This is a genomic window from Pseudomonas sp. Pc102, from assembly GCF_018408275.1.
In the GTDB taxonomy this organism is placed as follows: Bacteria; Pseudomonadota; Gammaproteobacteria; order Pseudomonadales; family Pseudomonadaceae; genus Metapseudomonas; species Metapseudomonas tohonis.
Genome location: NZ_AP021905.1, coordinates 2488725 through 2504393 on the forward strand (window position 1 = coordinate 2488725; position 15669 = coordinate 2504393).

Annotated in this window: 15 protein-coding genes and 1 pseudogene; 9 read left to right on the top strand and 7 right to left on the bottom strand. The window is 68.6% G+C overall.

Annotation, left to right across the window (positions count from 1 at the left end; all coding sequences use genetic code 11):
- Positions 1–86 precede the first annotated feature (86 nt).
- Positions 87–1040: a LysR family transcriptional regulator gene (locus tag PHLH3_RS11670; RefSeq protein ID WP_213629322.1), complete on the bottom strand. Its 954-nt coding sequence runs from the start codon at positions 1038–1040 to the stop codon at positions 87–89.
- A 100-nt stretch (positions 1041–1140) separates the two neighbouring features.
- Here PHLH3_RS11670 and PHLH3_RS11675 point away from each other — a divergent pair, with 100 nt between their 5' ends.
- Positions 1141–1893 (top strand): sulfite exporter TauE/SafE family protein, encoded by a 753-nt coding sequence (locus tag PHLH3_RS11675; protein WP_213629324.1) that lies wholly within the window; start codon positions 1141–1143, stop codon positions 1891–1893.
- Positions 1894–1972: 79 nt separating this feature from the next.
- Here PHLH3_RS11675 and PHLH3_RS11680 read toward each other — a convergent pair whose 3' ends face one another.
- Positions 1973–2824: a LysR substrate-binding domain-containing protein gene (locus PHLH3_RS11680; protein ID WP_173180311.1), complete on the bottom strand. Its 852-nt coding sequence runs from the start codon at positions 2822–2824 to the stop codon at positions 1973–1975.
- Between the two features lie 97 nt (positions 2825–2921).
- Between PHLH3_RS11680 and PHLH3_RS11685 the strand changes: the two genes are divergently transcribed.
- The 6 genes and pseudogenes from PHLH3_RS11685 to PHLH3_RS11705 all read left to right on the top strand — a co-directional run bounded on the left by PHLH3_RS11685 (position 2922) and on the right by PHLH3_RS11705 (position 8162).
- On the top strand, positions 2922–3152 hold the full coding sequence (locus tag PHLH3_RS11685) for a DUF1127 domain-containing protein (protein ID WP_213629326.1): 231 nt from the start codon (positions 2922–2924) through the stop codon (positions 3150–3152).
- Positions 3153–3192: 40 nt separating this feature from the next.
- Positions 3193–3792, top strand: a pseudogene (locus PHLH3_RS30345) (PhzF family phenazine biosynthesis protein); the annotation flags it as partial.
- A gap of 303 nt (positions 3793–4095) precedes the next feature.
- Entirely contained in the window at positions 4096–4596 is a 501-nt protein-coding gene (locus tag PHLH3_RS30350) for a DUF3291 domain-containing protein (RefSeq protein ID WP_244863065.1), read from the top strand.
- A gap of 22 nt (positions 4597–4618) precedes the next feature.
- The gene (locus tag PHLH3_RS11695) at positions 4619–5836 is read left to right on the top strand and encodes a winged helix-turn-helix domain-containing protein (protein ID WP_213629330.1); all 1218 of its coding nucleotides are present in this window, start codon (positions 4619–4621) and stop codon (positions 5834–5836) included.
- A 290-nt stretch (positions 5837–6126) separates the two neighbouring features.
- Positions 6127–7716, top strand: coding sequence for an ABC-F family ATPase (locus PHLH3_RS11700; protein WP_173180316.1), 1590 nt, complete (start codon positions 6127–6129; stop codon positions 7714–7716).
- 179 nt (positions 7717–7895) lie between these two features.
- A complete protein-coding gene (locus PHLH3_RS11705) occupies positions 7896–8162 on the top strand; it encodes a hypothetical protein (protein WP_213629332.1) in 267 nt (88 codons plus the stop codon).
- Positions 8163–8229: 67 nt separating this feature from the next.
- Here PHLH3_RS11705 and PHLH3_RS11710 read toward each other — a convergent pair whose 3' ends face one another.
- Positions 8230–8508, bottom strand: a complete 279-nt coding sequence (locus PHLH3_RS11710) for a peptidylprolyl isomerase (protein WP_044409048.1) — start codon at positions 8506–8508, stop codon at positions 8230–8232.
- 142 nt (positions 8509–8650) lie between these two features.
- Between PHLH3_RS11710 and PHLH3_RS11715 the strand changes: the two genes are divergently transcribed.
- Positions 8651–9868, top strand: coding sequence for a PilT/PilU family type 4a pilus ATPase (locus PHLH3_RS11715; protein WP_173180318.1), 1218 nt, complete (start codon positions 8651–8653; stop codon positions 9866–9868).
- A 33-nt stretch (positions 9869–9901) separates the two neighbouring features.
- Here the strand turns inward: PHLH3_RS11715 and PHLH3_RS11720 are convergent, their stop codons facing one another.
- The 4 genes from PHLH3_RS11720 to PHLH3_RS11735 form a co-directional block, all read right to left on the bottom strand.
- A complete protein-coding gene (locus tag PHLH3_RS11720; protein ID WP_244863020.1) occupies positions 9902–10660 on the bottom strand; it encodes a transporter substrate-binding domain-containing protein in 759 nt (252 codons plus the stop codon).
- Positions 10661–10735: 75 nt separating this feature from the next.
- The gene (locus PHLH3_RS11725; RefSeq protein WP_213629333.1) at positions 10736–11707 is read right to left on the bottom strand and encodes a DUF4431 domain-containing protein; all 972 of its coding nucleotides are present in this window, start codon (positions 11705–11707) and stop codon (positions 10736–10738) included.
- Between the two features lie 157 nt (positions 11708–11864).
- Positions 11865–13820: an acetoacetate--CoA ligase gene (locus PHLH3_RS11730; protein ID WP_213629335.1), complete on the bottom strand. Its 1956-nt coding sequence runs from the start codon at positions 13818–13820 to the stop codon at positions 11865–11867.
- A gap of 107 nt (positions 13821–13927) precedes the next feature.
- The gene (locus tag PHLH3_RS11735; protein WP_213629337.1) at positions 13928–14842 is read right to left on the bottom strand and encodes a LysR family transcriptional regulator; all 915 of its coding nucleotides are present in this window, start codon (positions 14840–14842) and stop codon (positions 13928–13930) included.
- A 122-nt stretch (positions 14843–14964) separates the two neighbouring features.
- Between PHLH3_RS11735 and PHLH3_RS11740 the strand changes: the two genes are divergently transcribed.
- On the top strand, positions 14965–15663 hold the full coding sequence (locus tag PHLH3_RS11740; protein WP_213629339.1) for a CoA transferase subunit A: 699 nt from the start codon (positions 14965–14967) through the stop codon (positions 15661–15663).
- The last annotated feature ends 6 nt before the right edge of the window (positions 15664–15669 follow it).

The following is a 15669-nucleotide window of genomic DNA, read 5'->3' on the forward strand; positions in this document are numbered from 1 at the left end:
GTTGCGGCTCTTGCCCGCTCTCCCCTGGATGGGTAGGAGCGAGCTCTGCTCGCGAAGCGTTTCGCCGGCGTTGCTGTGCCGTACCCTCAAGACTGTCCCAGCCCACTCAGGGCCAGGTCCCAGGGTGGCACGGGGCCGAAGCGGTTCTTGAGAAATTCCAGCAACAGCCGGCTCCGCGAGCTGGCTTCGCCTTCCAGGCGCAGGGCATAGATGCCGCTGGGCTCCGGGGCGGGCAGGCCGTTCTCGCAGAGCAGCGGCACCAACTCGCCACGCAGCAGGTAGTCGCTGATCAGCCAGGTCGGCAGGTGGGCAACGCCCAGCCCGGCAACGGCACTGAACAACAGGGTCTCGGCGTTATTGGCCGTCATGCGCATGCGCCGGGGGCGGATCACCTGGCTGCGGCCCTCCACCTCAAAACGCCAGGCGTAGGGCGGGGCGAGGGCGTCCCAGTCGAGGCCGTCGTGGTCGGTCAGCTCGCGCGGGTCCTGGGGCACGCCGCGCCGGCGCAGGTAGTCGGGACTGGCACAGAGCACGCGCACCAGCGGCGACAGCGGTGTTGCCACCAGGCGGGTGTCCGCCAGCGGGCCGATGCGCAGCACCAGGTCCACCTCGCCCAGGTGGGTGCCGTGCATGTCGATGAAGCTGTCGATCAGCCGCAACTGCACGTCCAGCCCCGGGTAGGTGACGAGGAATTCGGCGATGGCCGGTGCCAGGTGGCGACGGCCGAAGGGGGCGGGCGCATCGATGCGGATCAGCCCCTCCGGCGCGCTACTCAGGGACACGGCCTCGGCCCGTGCCAGGCGCAGCTCGGCGAGTATCCGCCTGGCCCGTTCGGCGAAGGCGAGCCCCGCCGGTGTCGCGCGCACCGCATGGGTGCTGCGGGCGAAGAGGGTGCTGCCGAGGCTGCGTTCCAGGGTGTCGATGCGCCGGGCCACGGCCGAGGGCGTGAGCGGGTGGCGTCGGGCCGCGGCGGAGAAGCTGCCGGCCTCTAGCACGTCGAGGAAGAGGGCCAGCTGTTCGGTCAATGCGTCGGGATTCATGGGAGTGCCTATGCCAATTACGCAAAGCCATTGTGCGTTGCTGTGCGTTTCCGTGCTAGCCAAGGCTGCGTAGCATGCGCGGCATCTGATCGGAGGCGTTATGGATCTGTTTGCTATCGCGTTGAATGTGGTGCTTGGTGCGGCCCTTGGCACCCTGGGTGGGCTGTTCGGGATCGGCGGAGGGCTGATCGCCATTCCCGCCCTGGGCGTGCTCTTCGGCCTCGACCAGCAACTGGCCCAGGGCACCGCCCTGGTGATGGTGGTGCCCAACGTGCTGCTGGCGCTCTGGCGCTACCACCAGCGCAACCGCATCGATCCGCGCTTTGCGTTGTTGCTGGCGGTGACCAGCTTCGGCTTCGCCTGGCTGGCGTCGCTGTTCGCGGTGCGCCTGGAGGCGGAAAGCATGCGCCTGGCCTTCGTCGGCTTCCTGCTGGCCCTGGCGGCCTACAACTTCGCCCGCATGTTCATGGCCACGGCCACGGCCAGCGCGGAACTGCGCCATCCCTGGCCCTGGCTGGGCGTGCTCGGCGGGTTCGCCGGTGCCATGGGCGGGCTGTTCGGGGTGGGTGGCGCGGTGGTCGCCACGCCGGTGCTGACCAGCGTCTTCGGCACCACCCAGGTGGTTGCCCAGGGGCTGTCGCTGTCCCTTGCCGCGCCCAGCACCGCGGTGACCCTGGCCACCTACGGCCTCAACCATCACGTCAAGTGGGCGATGGGCATTCCCCTGGCTGTCGGCGGGCTGCTCAGCATCAGCTGGGGCGTACGCCTGGCCCATGCGCTGCCGGAGCGCGTGCTGCGCACGGCGTTCTGCGTGTTCCTGCTGGTCTGTGCGGTGATGCTGGCGTTCGAGTGATCGAGCCTGCGGCGGGGGCGGGCAGCCTGCATCCTGCGGGAACGCTGCCGGGCTTCGCCAGAGCGAAGCCCGGCACGACTTACAAGCGGAAGCCTTCGACGATGTGCTCGGCCAGGGTCTCGGTCACCGGTGAACTGCTGCGCGGATTGCGCACCAGCACGATGCTGCAGGCGGGCAGGGCGGGCAGGCCCTCGGCTTCGCCCAGGATGCGCATGTCGGGCGTGATCAGGCTCTGCAACTGGGCGGTCACCGCGAGGCCGGCGCTGACCACCGCCATGATCGCCGACAGGCTGGGGCTGGTGTAGGCAACGCGATAGGGGCGCTCGATGGCGTCCAGTGCGTTGCAGGCCCAGGCGCGGCAGAAGCAGTCGGTGTTGAACATCGCCAGCGGCAGCTGGGATTGCTCGTGGGGGCTGAAGCCGATGGCCTCCGCCCAGACGAAGCGCTCCTGGCGCAGCAACTGGCCGATCTCGGTGCCCGGCTCGCGGGTGATGATCGACAGGTCCAGGTCCTGGCGTTGCAGCAACTGCGAGGACGACTCGCAATGCACCTCCACCTGCACCAGCGGGTAGGACTGGGCGAAGCGCGAGAGGATGCCCGGCAGGAAGCGCATCACGTAGTCGTCCGGCGTGCCGATGCGCACCGAGCCGACCATGTGCGGCTCGCGCAGGGTGGTCATCACCTCGCCGTGCAGCTTGAGGATGCGCCGCGCGTAGCTCAGCAGGATCTGCCCCTCGGCGGTCAGCCGGACCTGGCGGCCGTCGCGTTCGAACACCGTGCGCTCCAGCACGTCCTCTTCCAGTCGCTTCATCTGCATGCTCACGGCCGACTGGGTGCGGTTGACCACTTCGGCTGCGCGGGTGAAGCCGCCGTTGTCGGCGATGGCGACGAAGGTGCGCAGCAGTTCCGTGTCGATGGCGGGGTAGCTCATTCATCAATTCCTGAGATGCAGTGCATAAGAAACATTCGTTGGATTGATCATATGCGTCGCAGGAAACTGTCGCCAACCCCACAAGGAGGGCGATGCGATGAAAGGTCAATTCGGTTTCGTAGGCACGCTGCACCCCACCCACCGGCCCGCCGTTCGTGGCTCCCATCTTTCCATCGGCGCGCGCCTGCTGCGCTGGTACCAGCTGTACCGCCAGCGCCGCGAGCTCGCCGGCCTGAGTGATGCCATGCTCAAGGACCTGGGCCTGTCCCGGGGCGACGTGATGCAGGAAAGCGAGCGGCCGTTCTGGGACGACCCGCTGGCCAAGTGATCCCCCACATTTGAGTGAACCCACACAACAAGGAAACGCGATGCAAGTCGAAGTCAGGATCGTGAATGCGTTCGTCGATGGCGGACAAGGTGGCAACCCGGCTGGCGTGGTGCTTGACGCCGATGCGCTGACTGCCGTGCAGAAGCAGGCGATCGCCGCACAGCTCGGGTTGTCGGAGACGGCCTTCGTCTCTGCCTCCGCCCAGGCCGCCTTCAAGCTGGAGTTCTTCACCCCCAACCGGCAGATCCCCCACTGCGGCCACGCCACCGTGGCCACCTTCTCGCTGCTGCGCCAGCTGGGCAAGGTCGGCGAGGGCTGGAGCAACAAGGAAACCATCGACGGCAATCGCGACATCTACATCGAAGGTGACCGCGTGTTCATGGAGCAACGCGCACCGCAGTACCAGGACCTCGAGCCCGGCTCGCGCCTGCTGGCGGAGAGCCTCGCCGCGCTGGGTCTTGCGCCCGGGCAACTGGCCGAGGGGCTGCTGAGCTCGCGGGTCAGCACCGGTGTCGCCTTCGTCGTCGTGCCGCTGCGCAGCGAAGCCGATGTCGCCGCCATCCACACCGACCTGGAGGCCCTCGAACGCATCAGCGAGGAGCTGGACGTCATCGGCTTCTACGCCTTCTCCCGCGACAGCCGCCAGCCTGGCCGCGTAGCCGGTGCGCGGATGTTCGCGCCGCGCTTCGGCATCCCCGAGGGAGCCCGCCACCGGCATGGCCGCCGGTCCCCTGGCGTGCTACCTGCACGACCGCGTGGGTGTGCCCGGCGCACAACTGCTGATCGAGCAGGGCTACCTGATGCGGCCGGCCTCGCCGAGCCTGATCACCGTCGACCTGGACCTGGACGGCGAAGGGCGCATCCAGCGCCTGATGGCCGGCGGCAACGCCCAGGTGATGCGCACGCTGAGCCTCGCTATCTGACCCCAAGGAAGGAGTTCCCGATGGCCCCTGCCTTCGAACTGGCGCAACTGAACATCGCGCGGATGCTCGCCCCCCTGGAGTCGCCGGGCATGGCCGATTTCGTGGCCAACCTGGCGCGCATCAACGGCCTGGCCGAAGCCTCGCCGGGGTACGTCTGGCGGCTGGAGGACGACGGCGGTGACGCCACCGCCATCCGCCCCTTCGGTGACGACGTGCTGGTCAACCTCTCGGTCTGGCGCGACATGGAGTCCCTGCGCGACTTCACCTACCGCGGCGCCCACACCGAGATGCTCAAGCGCCGCAACGAGTGGTTCTCGCGCATCGGCGACGCGCACCTGGTGTGCTGGTGGGTGCCCGCCGGGCATCGGCCTGACGCGCAGGAAGCCGCCGAGCGCCTGGCCCTCCTGCGCGAGCTGGGGCCGGGGCCCGGGGCCTTCACCTTCCGCCATCCCTTCCCGCCGCCGGCCCCGCTCGCGGGCGATGGGAAAGCCGCTGTCGCGGGTGCTAATGTCCTCGGCTGATTCCCGCGCAAGGACCTATCCGATGCCCCTCGAACTCAGCGCTGCCGAAGCCCGCCGCCTGGCCCTGGCGGCCCAGGGCTTCATGCGGCCGCCCCGTGGCGCCATCCGTGCCAGCCATATCCGGGCGCTGGCCGGGCGCCTCGGCGTCGTGCAGATCGACTCGGTCAACGCGCTGGTGCGCTCGCACTACCTGCCGTTCTTTTCCCGCCTCGGCGACTACCCGCGCGAGCTGCTGGACGAGCTCGCCTGGGGCAAGCCGCGGCGCCGCGCACTGTTCGAATACTGGGGGCACGAGGCTTCGCTGCTGCCCCTGGAACTCTACCCGGCGATGCGCTGGCGCATGCAACGGGCCGCCCAGGGGCGTGGCATCTACCAGCAGCTGGCGCGCTTCGGCCGCGAGCAGCGAGACGTGATCCAGCGCGTGCTCGCCGCCGTGCACGAGCAGGGCGCCCTGGGTGCCGGGGCCCTGAGCACCCGCCAGGAACGCGCCGGCCCCTGGTGGGACTGGAGCGCCGAGAAGCATGCGATGGAGTGGCTGTTCGCCGCCGGCGAGGTGACGGTCGCCGGGCGGCGCGGCTTCGAGCGGCTCTACGACCTGCCCGAACGGGTGATCCCGGCCCACCTGCGCACGGGCGCGGAGCTGGCCGAAGCCGATGCCATCCGCCAGTTGTTGCTGCACTCGGCCCAGGCCCTGGGCGTTAGCACCGAGAAGGACCTGCGCGACTACTTCCGCCTCGACGTGGCCGATGCCCGCCAGGGCCTGGCCGAACTGGTGGAGAACGGCGACCTGCAGCCAGTGGCGGTGCGCGGCTGGAAGCAGATGGGCTACTGCCTCGGCGAGCCGGCGGTGCCGCGCAAGGTCAGGGCCAGCGCGCTGCTGTCGCCCTTCGATTCGCTGATCTGGGAGCGTGCCCGCACCGAGCGCCTGTTCGACTTCCACTACCGCCTGGAGATCTACACCCCGGCGGACAAGCGCCGGTACGGCTACTACGTGCTGCCGTTCCTCCACGACGAGCGCATCCCCGCCCGCGTCGACCTGCGCGCCGAGCGTGCCCACGACCGCCTGGCCGTGCACGCCCTGCACGAGGAAACACCCGGGCTCGGCGAGGCGGGCCTGCACGCCCTGGCCGAGAACCTGCGCCGCCTCGCCACCTGGCTGGGGCTGGAGGAGGTCGCCATCACCTGCCAGCGCCCCGGAACCCAGCGCCTGCGCGCGGCCCTGGCGGGGTTGGCTGGCTGAGACGCGCCCGCCGGGTCGCCAGCCAGCCCTGCCGTCCGGCCGGCCACCGGCTTTCGGCGAACGCTGCCGTATAACTGTCGCCACAGCTATGCGACAATCCGCGCGTTTTTTCACATGAACCCCGCTTTCATCGCCAGGCAGCACGGGCCCCATGCCCGGGCGCTGCTCTTGCGCTATGCCCAACGGGTCGGCCATGACGCCGGCCGGCGGGCCTTGCGAACGCTCCAGACGGGTAGCCGACCGGTACCCGGCGACATTCGAAAGCTGCACACATCTGACAGGTAGACCCCTTGATCTCCACCGCCAACATCACCATGCAGTTCGGCCCCAAGCCGCTGTTCGAGAACGTTTCCGTCAAGTTCGGCAACGGCAACCGCTACGGCCTGATCGGCGCCAACGGCTGCGGCAAGTCGACCTTCATGAAGATCCTCGGCGGTGATCTGGAGCCTTCCGGCGGCCAGGTGATGCTGGAGCCGAACGTGCGCCTGGGCAAGCTGCGCCAGGACCAGTTCGCCTACGAAGACTTCACCGTGATCGACACCGTGATCATGGGGCACGAAGAACTGTGGCGGGTGAAGGCCGAGCGTGACCGCATCTACTCCCTGCCGGAGATGAGCGAGGAAGACGGCATGGCCGTGGCCGAGCTTGAGACCGAGTTCGCCGAGATGGACGGCTACACCGCCGAATCCCGTGCCGGCGAGCTGCTGCTCGGCCTGGGCATCCCGCTGGCCCAGCACTTCGGCCCGATGAGCGAAGTGGCGCCCGGCTGGAAACTGCGCGTGCTGCTGGCCCAGGCGCTGTTCTCGGACCCGGAAGTGCTGCTGCTGGACGAGCCGACCAACCACCTGGACATCAACACCATCCGCTGGCTGGAAAACATCCTCACGGCGCGTAACAGCACCATGATCATCATTTCCCACGACCGTCACTTCCTCAACAGCGTGTGCACCCACATGGCTGACCTGGATTACGGCGAGCTGCGCCTGTTCCCGGGCAACTACGACGAGTACATGACCGCGGCGACCCAGTCGCGCGAGCAGCTCCTGGCCGACAACGCCAAGAAGAAGGCGCAGATCGCCGAACTGCAGACCTTCGTCAGCCGCTTCTCCGCCAACGCCTCGAAAGCCAAGCAGGCCACTTCCCGTGCCAAGCAGATCGACAAGATCCAGCTGGCCGAGGTCAAGCCGTCCAGCCGTGTCAGCCCCTTCATCCGCTTCGAGCAGCACAAGAAGCTGCACCGCCAGGCGGTCACCGTGGAGAAGCTGGCCAAGGGCTTCGAAGGCAAGCAGTTGTTCAAGGGCCTGGACCTGCAGATCGAGGCGGGCGAGCGCGTCGCCATCATCGGCCCCAACGGCATCGGCAAGACCACCCTGCTGCGCACCCTGGTGGGCGAGATGACCCCGGACGCCGGCAGCGTGAAATGGACCGAGAGCGCCGAGCTGGGCTACTACGCCCAGGACCACGCCCATGACTTCGAAGACGACGTCACCCTGTTCGACTGGATGGGCCAGTGGACCCAGGGCGGCGAGCAGCTGGTGCGCGGCACCCTCGGCCGCATGCTGTTCTCCAACGACGAGATCCTCAAGTCGGTCAAGGTGATCTCCGGTGGCGAGCAGGGCCGCATGCTGTTCGGCAAGCTGATCCTGAAGAAGCCCAACGTGCTGGTGATGGACGAACCCACCAACCACCTGGACATGGAATCCATCGAGGCGCTCAACCTGGCGCTGGAGAACTACCCGGGCACGCTGATCTTCGTCAGCCACGACCGCGAGTTCGTCGGCTCCCTGGCCACCCGCATCATCGAGCTCTCGGAGACCGGCGTGACCGACTTCAGCGGCACCTACGACGACTACCTGCGCAGCCAGGGCGTGATCGTCTGACGCGCGCTCCAGCGTCCCGAGAAAGCCCCGCCGATGCGGGGCTTTTTTCTGCCCTGCGGGCCGCCGAACTTGATCGGGCCGGCGGGATGCCGGAAAGTACGACCCCGGCCGACCCTGCCCCGCGACGGATCGGCACCCTCGAACCAACCGGCGCGCGCCGGAAACCCCGTGAGGAAAGCATGCACAAAGCGCTCGCGATACTTCTCCTGGCCTCCCCCCTGGCCTTCGCCGACTCCGCCCAGCCCCGCCACGACTGCCACAAGCCCAAGGTGCCCAAGCAGTTCCGCGACGAAGCGCACCGCGACCAGTTCAGCCGCGACGTGGACAGCTACAGCAAGTGCATCAGCGCCTTCGTCACCGAGCAGAACGAAGCCGTGCGCAAGCACCGCGAGGCCGCGCTGAAGGCCACCGAGGAATGGAACGCCTTCGCCAACTCGATGAAGTGAGGCGGTGGATGCGAAAAGCCCGGCCAGGTGCCGGGCTTTTTCGTTTCAGGCGGGGCGGGCAGGGGCGTCAGTCCCTGAAGAACACCTGCACCAGGTGGTAGCCGAACTGGCTCTTCACCGGGCCGTGGATGGTGCGCACCGGCTTCTTGAAGATCACCTGGTCGATCACCCGCACCATCTGCCCGGGGCGCACCTCGCCCAGGTCGCCGCCGCGCTTGCCGGAAGGGCAGATGGAGTGCTTCTTCGCCAGCACGGCGAAGTCCTCGCCCTTGGCCAGGCGCTGCTTGATCTGTTCGGCTTCCGCCTCGGTCTTGACCAGGATGTGGCGGGCAAGGGCCTTGGCCATGGGATTTCCTCGTGGTTTGTGGAGCCGTTCATTGTGCCAGCGCGCGGCGCGCCCATACAGTTCATCGGTTGCGCCTCACCGCGCAGGAAGCCGGGCGAAATTCGCCTACCGTTATTCGAAATGCCCTTTGGACGTTCGCCCCATGGATCTCCCCTCGATGCTCAAGGTTCTGGCCTCCCAGGATGGCTCGGACCTCTACCTGTCCACCGGTGCGCCGCCCTGCGCCAAGTTCAACGGCGTGCTCAAGCCGCTGGGCACCGACCCGCTCAAGCCGGGCGACGTGGCGCGTATCGCCGAATCCATCATGGACCCGGAGCAGCGCGGCGAATTCGACCGCGAGCTGGAGATGAACCTGGCCATCTCCCTGCCCAACATCGGCCGCTTCCGCATCAACATCTTCAAGCAGCGCAACGAGGTCTCCATCGTCGCGCGCAACATCAAGCTGGATATCCCGAAGTTCGAGGACCTCAAGCTCCCCGAGGTGCTGCTCAAGGTGGTGATGGAAAAACGCGGCCTGGTGCTCTTCGTCGGCGGCACCGGCTCGGGCAAGTCCACCTCCCTGGCCGCGCTGATCGACTACCGCAACCGCAACAGCGGCGGGCACATCATCACCATCGAGGACCCGGTGGAGTACGTGCACCGGCACAAGAAATCCATCATCAACCAGCGCGAGGTGGGGGTGGACACCCGCAGCTTCCACGCCGCCCTGAAGAACACCCTGCGCCAGGCGCCGGACGTGATCCTGATCGGCGAGATCCGCGACCGCGAGACCATGGAACACGCCCTGGCCTTCGCCGACACCGGCCACCTGGCCATCTCCACCCTGCACGCCAACAACGCCAACCAGGCGCTGGACCGCATCATCAACTTCTTCCCCGAGGAACGCCGGCCGCAGCTGCTCAACGACCTGGGCAACAACCTCAAGGCCTTCGTCTCCCAGCGCCTGGTGCGCACCTCCGACGGCAAGCGCCGCGCGGCAGTGGAAGTGCTGCTGGGCACCGCCACCATCAGCGACCTGATCAAGCGCGGCGACTTCAGCTCGATCAAGGAAATCATGGAGAAGTCCAAGGCCCTGGGCATGCAGACCTTCGACCAGGCGCTGTTCGACCTGGTGGTGGAGGGCTCGATCCAGGAAGAGGAAGCGATCAAGAACGCCGACTCGGCCAACAACCTGCGCCTCAAGCTCAAGCTGCACCGTGACGGCCCCGGCACCCGGCCCACCGCCGCACCCACCCCGCCCCCCGCACCGACGCCCCAGGCCACCCCGACCCAGGACGCCGCCAGCTGGGGCCTGGAGCTCAAGCTCGAAGAACTGCCCGAGGACGAGCCGCCGCCGGAAGACCCGGGCAAGCACTACTGAACCCTTCCGCCCACCCGTAGGGGGAGAGCCGACCTACGGAGCCTGTCGTTCCAGTAGCGGCTGCGCGTCCTTCAGATACCGCGCCTGGATGCGCTTCAGGCTGCCGTCCGCACGCAGGGCGTCGATGGCCGTGCGCAGGTCGTCCACCAGCTGCGGGTCGCAGGCCAGGGAGCAGGCGAGGTAGAGGTCGGTGGCCGCCAGGGGCGGGCTCATGCGCAGGCGCTGGTGCGAGACCCTGGGCCAGATGTAGAGCCCCTCGGGCACGCCGGTGAACCAGGCGTCGATGCGCCCCATCTCCAGCAGCTGCGCGGGTTTGTCGCCCAGGACCAGGGAGCGTATCTGCCCGCTGTCGAAGCCTTCGCGGCGGAGGATCTCGTTTTGCGCGGTGCCCAGGCCGACGCCGATCTGGCGGTAGCGGGCGCGGGCTTCGGCGAAGTCCTTCACCGGCTCGTCGAGGGTGAAGAAGGCCCGTTGCAACTCCATGATCGGTGCGATCCAGGTGTAGGAGGCCTCGCGATCGGGCGTGCGCGACAGCGGGATGACGAGGGTGTCGCGGCCCTCCATCGTGCGTTTCTGCGCCCGCGCCCAGGGTGCGACGAGGATGCGCACCTGGTAGCCGGCACGCTTGAGCGCCAGCAGGGTGGCGTCGCCGACCATGCCGTGGCTGGTGCCGGCGTCCAGCATCGTCAATGGGGGGGCATCGGGCAGGTACAGGTCGACCTGCTGGAGCCGGGCGCAAGCCTGGGAGGCGCAGCAGAGCAGGGCGGCGAGGCACAGGGTTCTGGCGAGCACGGCAGGGTCCGTTTCAGGGCGACGCCAGGAGTATAGGAGAGGCCGTCGCCGGCCCGGGGCGGTTCGCCGGAGGGGTCACTCCACCTTCTCGTAGCCGGCCAGGGCCTGGGTGACGGCCGCATCGTCCCTGTAGCGCTGGCGCAGCGCATCGAGCTGGGCGTCGATGCCTGTGCACAGCTCCTCCACCGCCTGGGCGAGCTCCTTGGCGCGTTCCGCGTCGTAGGGTTCCTCGCCGAGGAAGTGTTCGCAATTGGCGTAGCGCTCGGCGAAGGAGGCCACGTCCCCGGGCAGGTCGGCTGTGGTCGCGGCGGGTTCGCCTTGCTCCTCGGGCTGGCCGTCGTCCTCGCTGCGCGACGGGCCGGCGTCCAGCCGGTTTTCATCCACCCAGCCGGTGAAATCCTCACCCCTGGAATTGATGTACATGACCTGCATCCAGCCATTCTCGGCGGCGTAGATGGTCACCCCGTCACCGGGGATGATGAACAGCCCGGGGATGGCGCAGGCCTTGTCCGGCGCGCTGTGAAAGTGCAGCCGGCCCTCGCCCTGGACCGTGCCCCACCAGGGCGGATGGAAGCCGGGGGCGTCGGCGGCCTTGGCGGCCAGGGCCTCGCAGTCGGCGCTGGCGGTCGGCTGGTCTTCCACCCGTTGCACGTCCTGCATCAGCAGCGGGGCGTAGTGGAAGGCGGTCTCGGCGGAGAACAGGTGGCCGGCGAGGGTCACCTGCTGGCCCAGGTGCGGCTCGAGCTTCTTGTAGCCGGCCTCGTCCAGCACCAGCTGCACCAGGCGCACGTCCTGCTCGGCGCCCATGTCGGTCTCGTAGTCATTGCCTTTCACACAGGCGGGCTCGGCCAGTACCAGGTAGAAACCGGTGCGCGCCTCGTCGCCGTTCTCGATGCTTTCGAAGTTGGGTGGGCCAGGGTGGGTCTGGCGCTCCAGCTTGCCTTCCAGGCGTGCGGTGGCGGGTTCGAACTCCTGGCACGGGGTGGCCAGGGCGAGGGTGGGCAGGCACAGGCCCAGGCAGAGGAGGGCGCGGGGGATGAGATCCATCTCGGGTTCCAGGTACGGATGAGGCCGCCATGGTAGCGCCGCTGCCCCGGCCATTCCCTTGGCCGTTGGTGCAAGCGTGATGGGGTTCGCAGGGCGGGTGAAGCCCGCGGGTGCCATGCAGCCGCCGGCTCGCACCCGACTTACGGCCTCGTCGCCTTCACCGCGCCAGCTCCGGCAGGTCCCTGAACAGCTCCAGCGCCTGGGGGTTGGCCAGGGCGTCGGTGTTCTTCACCGGGCGGCCGTGGACGACATTGCGCACCGCCAGCTCGACGATCTTGCCGCTGAGGGTGCGGGGGATATCGGCGACGGCGACGATCTTCGCCGGCACGTGGCGCGGCGTGGTGTTGTCGCGGATCACCCGGCGGATGCGCGCCTGCAAGGCGTCGTCCAGCGCCACGCCCTCGCGCAGGCGCACGAACAGCACCACGCGTACGTCGCCCTGCCAGTCCTGGCCGATGGCGATGGATTCCAGCACCTGTTCGACCTTCTCCACCTGGCGGTAGATCTCGGCCGTGCCGATGCGCACGCCGCCGGGGTTGAGCACGGCATCCGAGCGGCCGTGGATCACCAGGCCACCGTGGGCGGTCTCCTCGGCGTAGTCGCCGTGGGCCCAGACGCCGGGGAAGGTCTCGAAGTAGGCCGCGCGGAATTTCTCGCCGTCCGGGTCGTTCCAGAAGCCCACCGGCATGGAAGGGAAGTGCCGGGTGCAGACCAGCTCGCCCTTCTCGCCGTGCACCGGCTGGCCGTGCTCGTCCCACACCTGCACGTCCATGCCCAGGCCCTTGCATTGCAGCTCGCCGCGCCGCACCGGCAGCACCGGGTTGCCGAGGGCGAAGCAGGAGACGATGTCGGTGCCGCCGGAGATGGACGACAGGCACAGCTCGGCCTTGATCTCGCGGTAGACGTAGTCGAAGCCCTCGTGGGCCAGGGGCGAGCCGGTGGAGAGCAGCGTCTTGAGGCGCTCCAGCCGATGGCTCTGGCGGGGCCGCGCGCCGGCCTTCTCCAGCGCCGCGAGGTACTTGGCGCTGGTGCCGAAGATGCTGATGCCCTCGGCGTCGATCAGGTCCATCAGCCGCTCGGGGCCGGGGTGGAACGGCGAGCCGTCGTAGAGCACCAGGGTGGCGCCCAGGGCCAGGCCGGACGCCAGCCAGTTCCACATCATCCAGCCGCAGGTGGTGAAGTAGAACAGCGTGTCGTCGGCCTTCAGGTCGCAATGCAGGGCGTGTTCCTTGAGGTGCTGCAGCAGGGTGCCGCCGACGCCGTGGACGATGCACTTGGGCACCCCGGTGGTGCCGCTGGAATAGAGGATGTACAGCGGCTGCTCGAAGGGCACCGGAACGAACGCGGGTTCGCCGCCGGGGCGGTAGAAGTCGTCCCACAGGCTGACGCGGGCGGCGGTGGCGAAGTCTTCGGCGCGGGCCTCGGGGCGGGCATAGGGCACCACCACCAGTTGGGCGAGGGTGGGCAGGCGCTGGAGGATTTCATTGAGCTTGGCGGTCAGGTCCAGGGCCTTGCCGGCGTAGTGATAGCCGGCGGCGGCGATCAGCACCTTGGGTTCGATCTGGCCGAAGCGGTCGATCACCCCCTGGGTGCCGAAGTCCGGCGAGCAGGACGACCAGGTGGCGCCGAGGCTGGCGGTGGCGAGCATGCCCACCACCGTCTGCCAGGTGTTGGGCATAAAGGCCGCCACGCGGTCGCCGATGCCCACCCCGGCGGCGGCCAGGCGCTGCTGCAGGCCGGCGACGTGGGCGGCCAGCTCGGCGTGGCTGAGCGGCTCGCGGCGACCGTCCTCGGCCACGGCCACCAGCGCCGGGTGGTCATCGCGGCGGCGCAGCAGGTGCTCGGCGAAGTTCAGGGTGGCCCCGGAGAACCAATGGGCGCTGGGCATGGCCGGGCCTTCCTCCAGCACCGTGCGGGGCGGTGTGTGGAAATTCACGTCGAAGGCGTCCACCAGGGCCTGCCAGAAGGCTTCCCGCTGCTCGACGCTCCAGGCGTGCAGGGCGGCGTAGTCGGGCAGGTCGAGGCCGTGGCGCAGGGCGATCTCGCGGCGGAAGGCGTCCATCCGCGTGGCGGCGATGCGTTGCGCGCTGGGGGTCCACAGGGGCTGGCTCATCGGGCGACTCCTCTTCTTCTACGGCTGGGCCCACTGCGCTGGCGGGCGATGTCCATAGCATGGCACGGGCCGTGGACGGCCGCGCCGGTACAAGGTTAGGGGTGGTCTCACTCGCCGGGTTCCGCATGCCCCTGGCGATTCCAGTCGCGCAGGTGCAGCAGCGCGTCGGCCAGGGCCTGGGCGGCGGTGGAAAGCGTGTGCCCGGCGAGCCACAGCAGGCCCACGCGGCGCTCGATCTGCGGGTCGCGCAGGGCGATGCAGCGGGCGCCCAGTTCCTCCATCTGCTGGATGCACAGGCTGGGCACCGCGCTCACGCCCAGGCCCTGGGCGACCATGCGCCCGACCGTCACCAACTGGTGGCTCTCCAGGGCCACCGGCAGCCGGCCGTGCCGCGCCGCCACCCGCTCCTCCAGCAGCAGGCGCACGGCGGAGGGGCGTTGCAGGGTGATGAAGGGCTCGCCCAGCAGCTCCGCCCAGCTCACTTCCCGGCGCTCGGCCAGCGGGCAATCGCCGGGCACCACGGCGACGAAACGGTCGCTGTAGAAGGGCGTGAAGGCCAGGCCGTCGAGGGACTCCGGCTCGAAGGCGATGCCCAGCTCGACGCGGTGGTTGCGCACCATCTCCAGCACCTGCTCGTTGATCACGTCGTGCACCGCGACGTTGACCTTCGGGTGGCGGTCGCGGAAGGCCTTGAGGCCCACCGGCAGCAGGTTGCCGGCGAAGGAGGGCATGGCGGCGATGGCCACCTTGCCCAGCTGCAGGGTGAAGTGCTGGCGCAGCAGCTCCTCGGCGTTGTCCCAGTCCGCCAGCAGGCGCCGGGCGATGGGCAGCAGGGTCTCGCCCTCCGGCGTCAGCGCCACGCTGCGGGTGGTGCGCACCAGCAACTGGCCGCCGAGGGATTCCTCCAGGTTCTTGATCGCCAGGGACAGCGCCGGCTGGGACAGGTGCAGGCGCTCGCAGGCCTGGGCGAAGCTCAGGCTCTGGGCGACGGCGAGGAAGGCACGCAGTTGCTTGACGGTCATTGATTTGTTTTGCCGATCAATAGCGAGGAAAAACAAAATTAACAAATGAGTCGAACGAGGAGAAGCTTGGGCCCACTCGCCGGCCACGTGCCGGGCCAAAGACAATCACAAGAGGCAGCACCATGAGTGGACTCGACAAGCGCGTAGGCAGCTACGAGGAAGCCCTCGAAGGGCTCACCGACGGCATGACCGTCCTCGCCGGGGGCTTCGGCCTGTGCGGCATCCCCGAGAACCTGATCGCCGAGATCCGCCGCCGTGGCGTGCGCGACCTCACCGTGGTCTCCAACAACTGCGGCGTCGATGGCTTCGGCCTCGGCGTGCTGCTGGAAGACCGGCAGATCCGCAAGATGATCGCCTCCTACGTCGGCGAGAACGCCCTGTTCGAGCAGCAACTGCTCAGCGGCGAACTGGAAGTCGAGCTCACCCCCCAGGGCTCCCTCGCCGAGAAGCTGCGCGCCGGCGGCGCCGGCATCCCCGCCTTCTACACGGCCACCGGCTATGGCACCCCGGTCGCCGAAGGCAAGGAGGCCCGCGAATTCAACGGCCGCCCCTACATCCTCGAGCCGGCCATCACCGGCGACTTCGCCATCGTCAAGGGCTGGAAGGCCGACCGCTACGGCAACGTGATCTACCGCCACACCGCGCAGAACTTCAACCCGGTGGTGGCCACCGCCGGCCGCATCACCGTGGTCGAGGTGGAGGAGATCGTCGAACCCGGCGAGCTGGACCCGAGCCAGATCCACACCCCGGGCATCTACGTCGATCGCATCATTCAGGGCACCTTCGAGAAGCGCATCGAAAAGCGCACCACTCGCTCCTGAGCATCC

Excerpts from the sequence above, each read along its gene's own strand:
- PHLH3_RS11670 (WP_213629322.1), bottom strand. The coding sequence starts at position 1,040 with ATGAATCCCGACGCATTGACCGAACAGCTGGCCCTCTTCCTCGACGTG.
- PHLH3_RS11675 (WP_213629324.1), top strand. The coding sequence starts at position 1,141 with ATGGATCTGTTTGCTATCGCGTTGAATGTGGTGCTTGGTGCGGCCCTT.
- PHLH3_RS11680 (WP_173180311.1), bottom strand. The coding sequence starts at position 2,824 with ATGAGCTACCCCGCCATCGACACGGAACTGCTGCGCACCTTCGTCGCC.
- PHLH3_RS11685 (WP_213629326.1), top strand. The coding sequence starts at position 2,922 with ATGAAAGGTCAATTCGGTTTCGTAGGCACGCTGCACCCCACCCACCGG.
- PHLH3_RS30350 (WP_244863065.1), top strand. The coding sequence starts at position 4,096 with ATGGCCCCTGCCTTCGAACTGGCGCAACTGAACATCGCGCGGATGCTC.
- PHLH3_RS11695 (WP_213629330.1), top strand. The coding sequence starts at position 4,619 with ATGCCCCTCGAACTCAGCGCTGCCGAAGCCCGCCGCCTGGCCCTGGCG.
- PHLH3_RS11705 (WP_213629332.1), top strand. The coding sequence starts at position 7,896 with ATGCACAAAGCGCTCGCGATACTTCTCCTGGCCTCCCCCCTGGCCTTC.
- PHLH3_RS11710 (WP_044409048.1), bottom strand. The coding sequence starts at position 8,508 with ATGGCCAAGGCCCTTGCCCGCCACATCCTGGTCAAGACCGAGGCGGAA.
- PHLH3_RS11715 (WP_173180318.1), top strand. The coding sequence starts at position 8,651 with ATGGATCTCCCCTCGATGCTCAAGGTTCTGGCCTCCCAGGATGGCTCG.
- PHLH3_RS11725 (WP_213629333.1), bottom strand. The coding sequence starts at position 11,707 with ATGGATCTCATCCCCCGCGCCCTCCTCTGCCTGGGCCTGTGCCTGCCC.
- PHLH3_RS11730 (WP_213629335.1), bottom strand. The coding sequence starts at position 13,820 with ATGAGCCAGCCCCTGTGGACCCCCAGCGCGCAACGCATCGCCGCCACG.
- PHLH3_RS11735 (WP_213629337.1), bottom strand. The coding sequence starts at position 14,842 with ATGACCGTCAAGCAACTGCGTGCCTTCCTCGCCGTCGCCCAGAGCCTG.
- PHLH3_RS11740 (WP_213629339.1), top strand. The coding sequence starts at position 14,965 with ATGAGTGGACTCGACAAGCGCGTAGGCAGCTACGAGGAAGCCCTCGAA.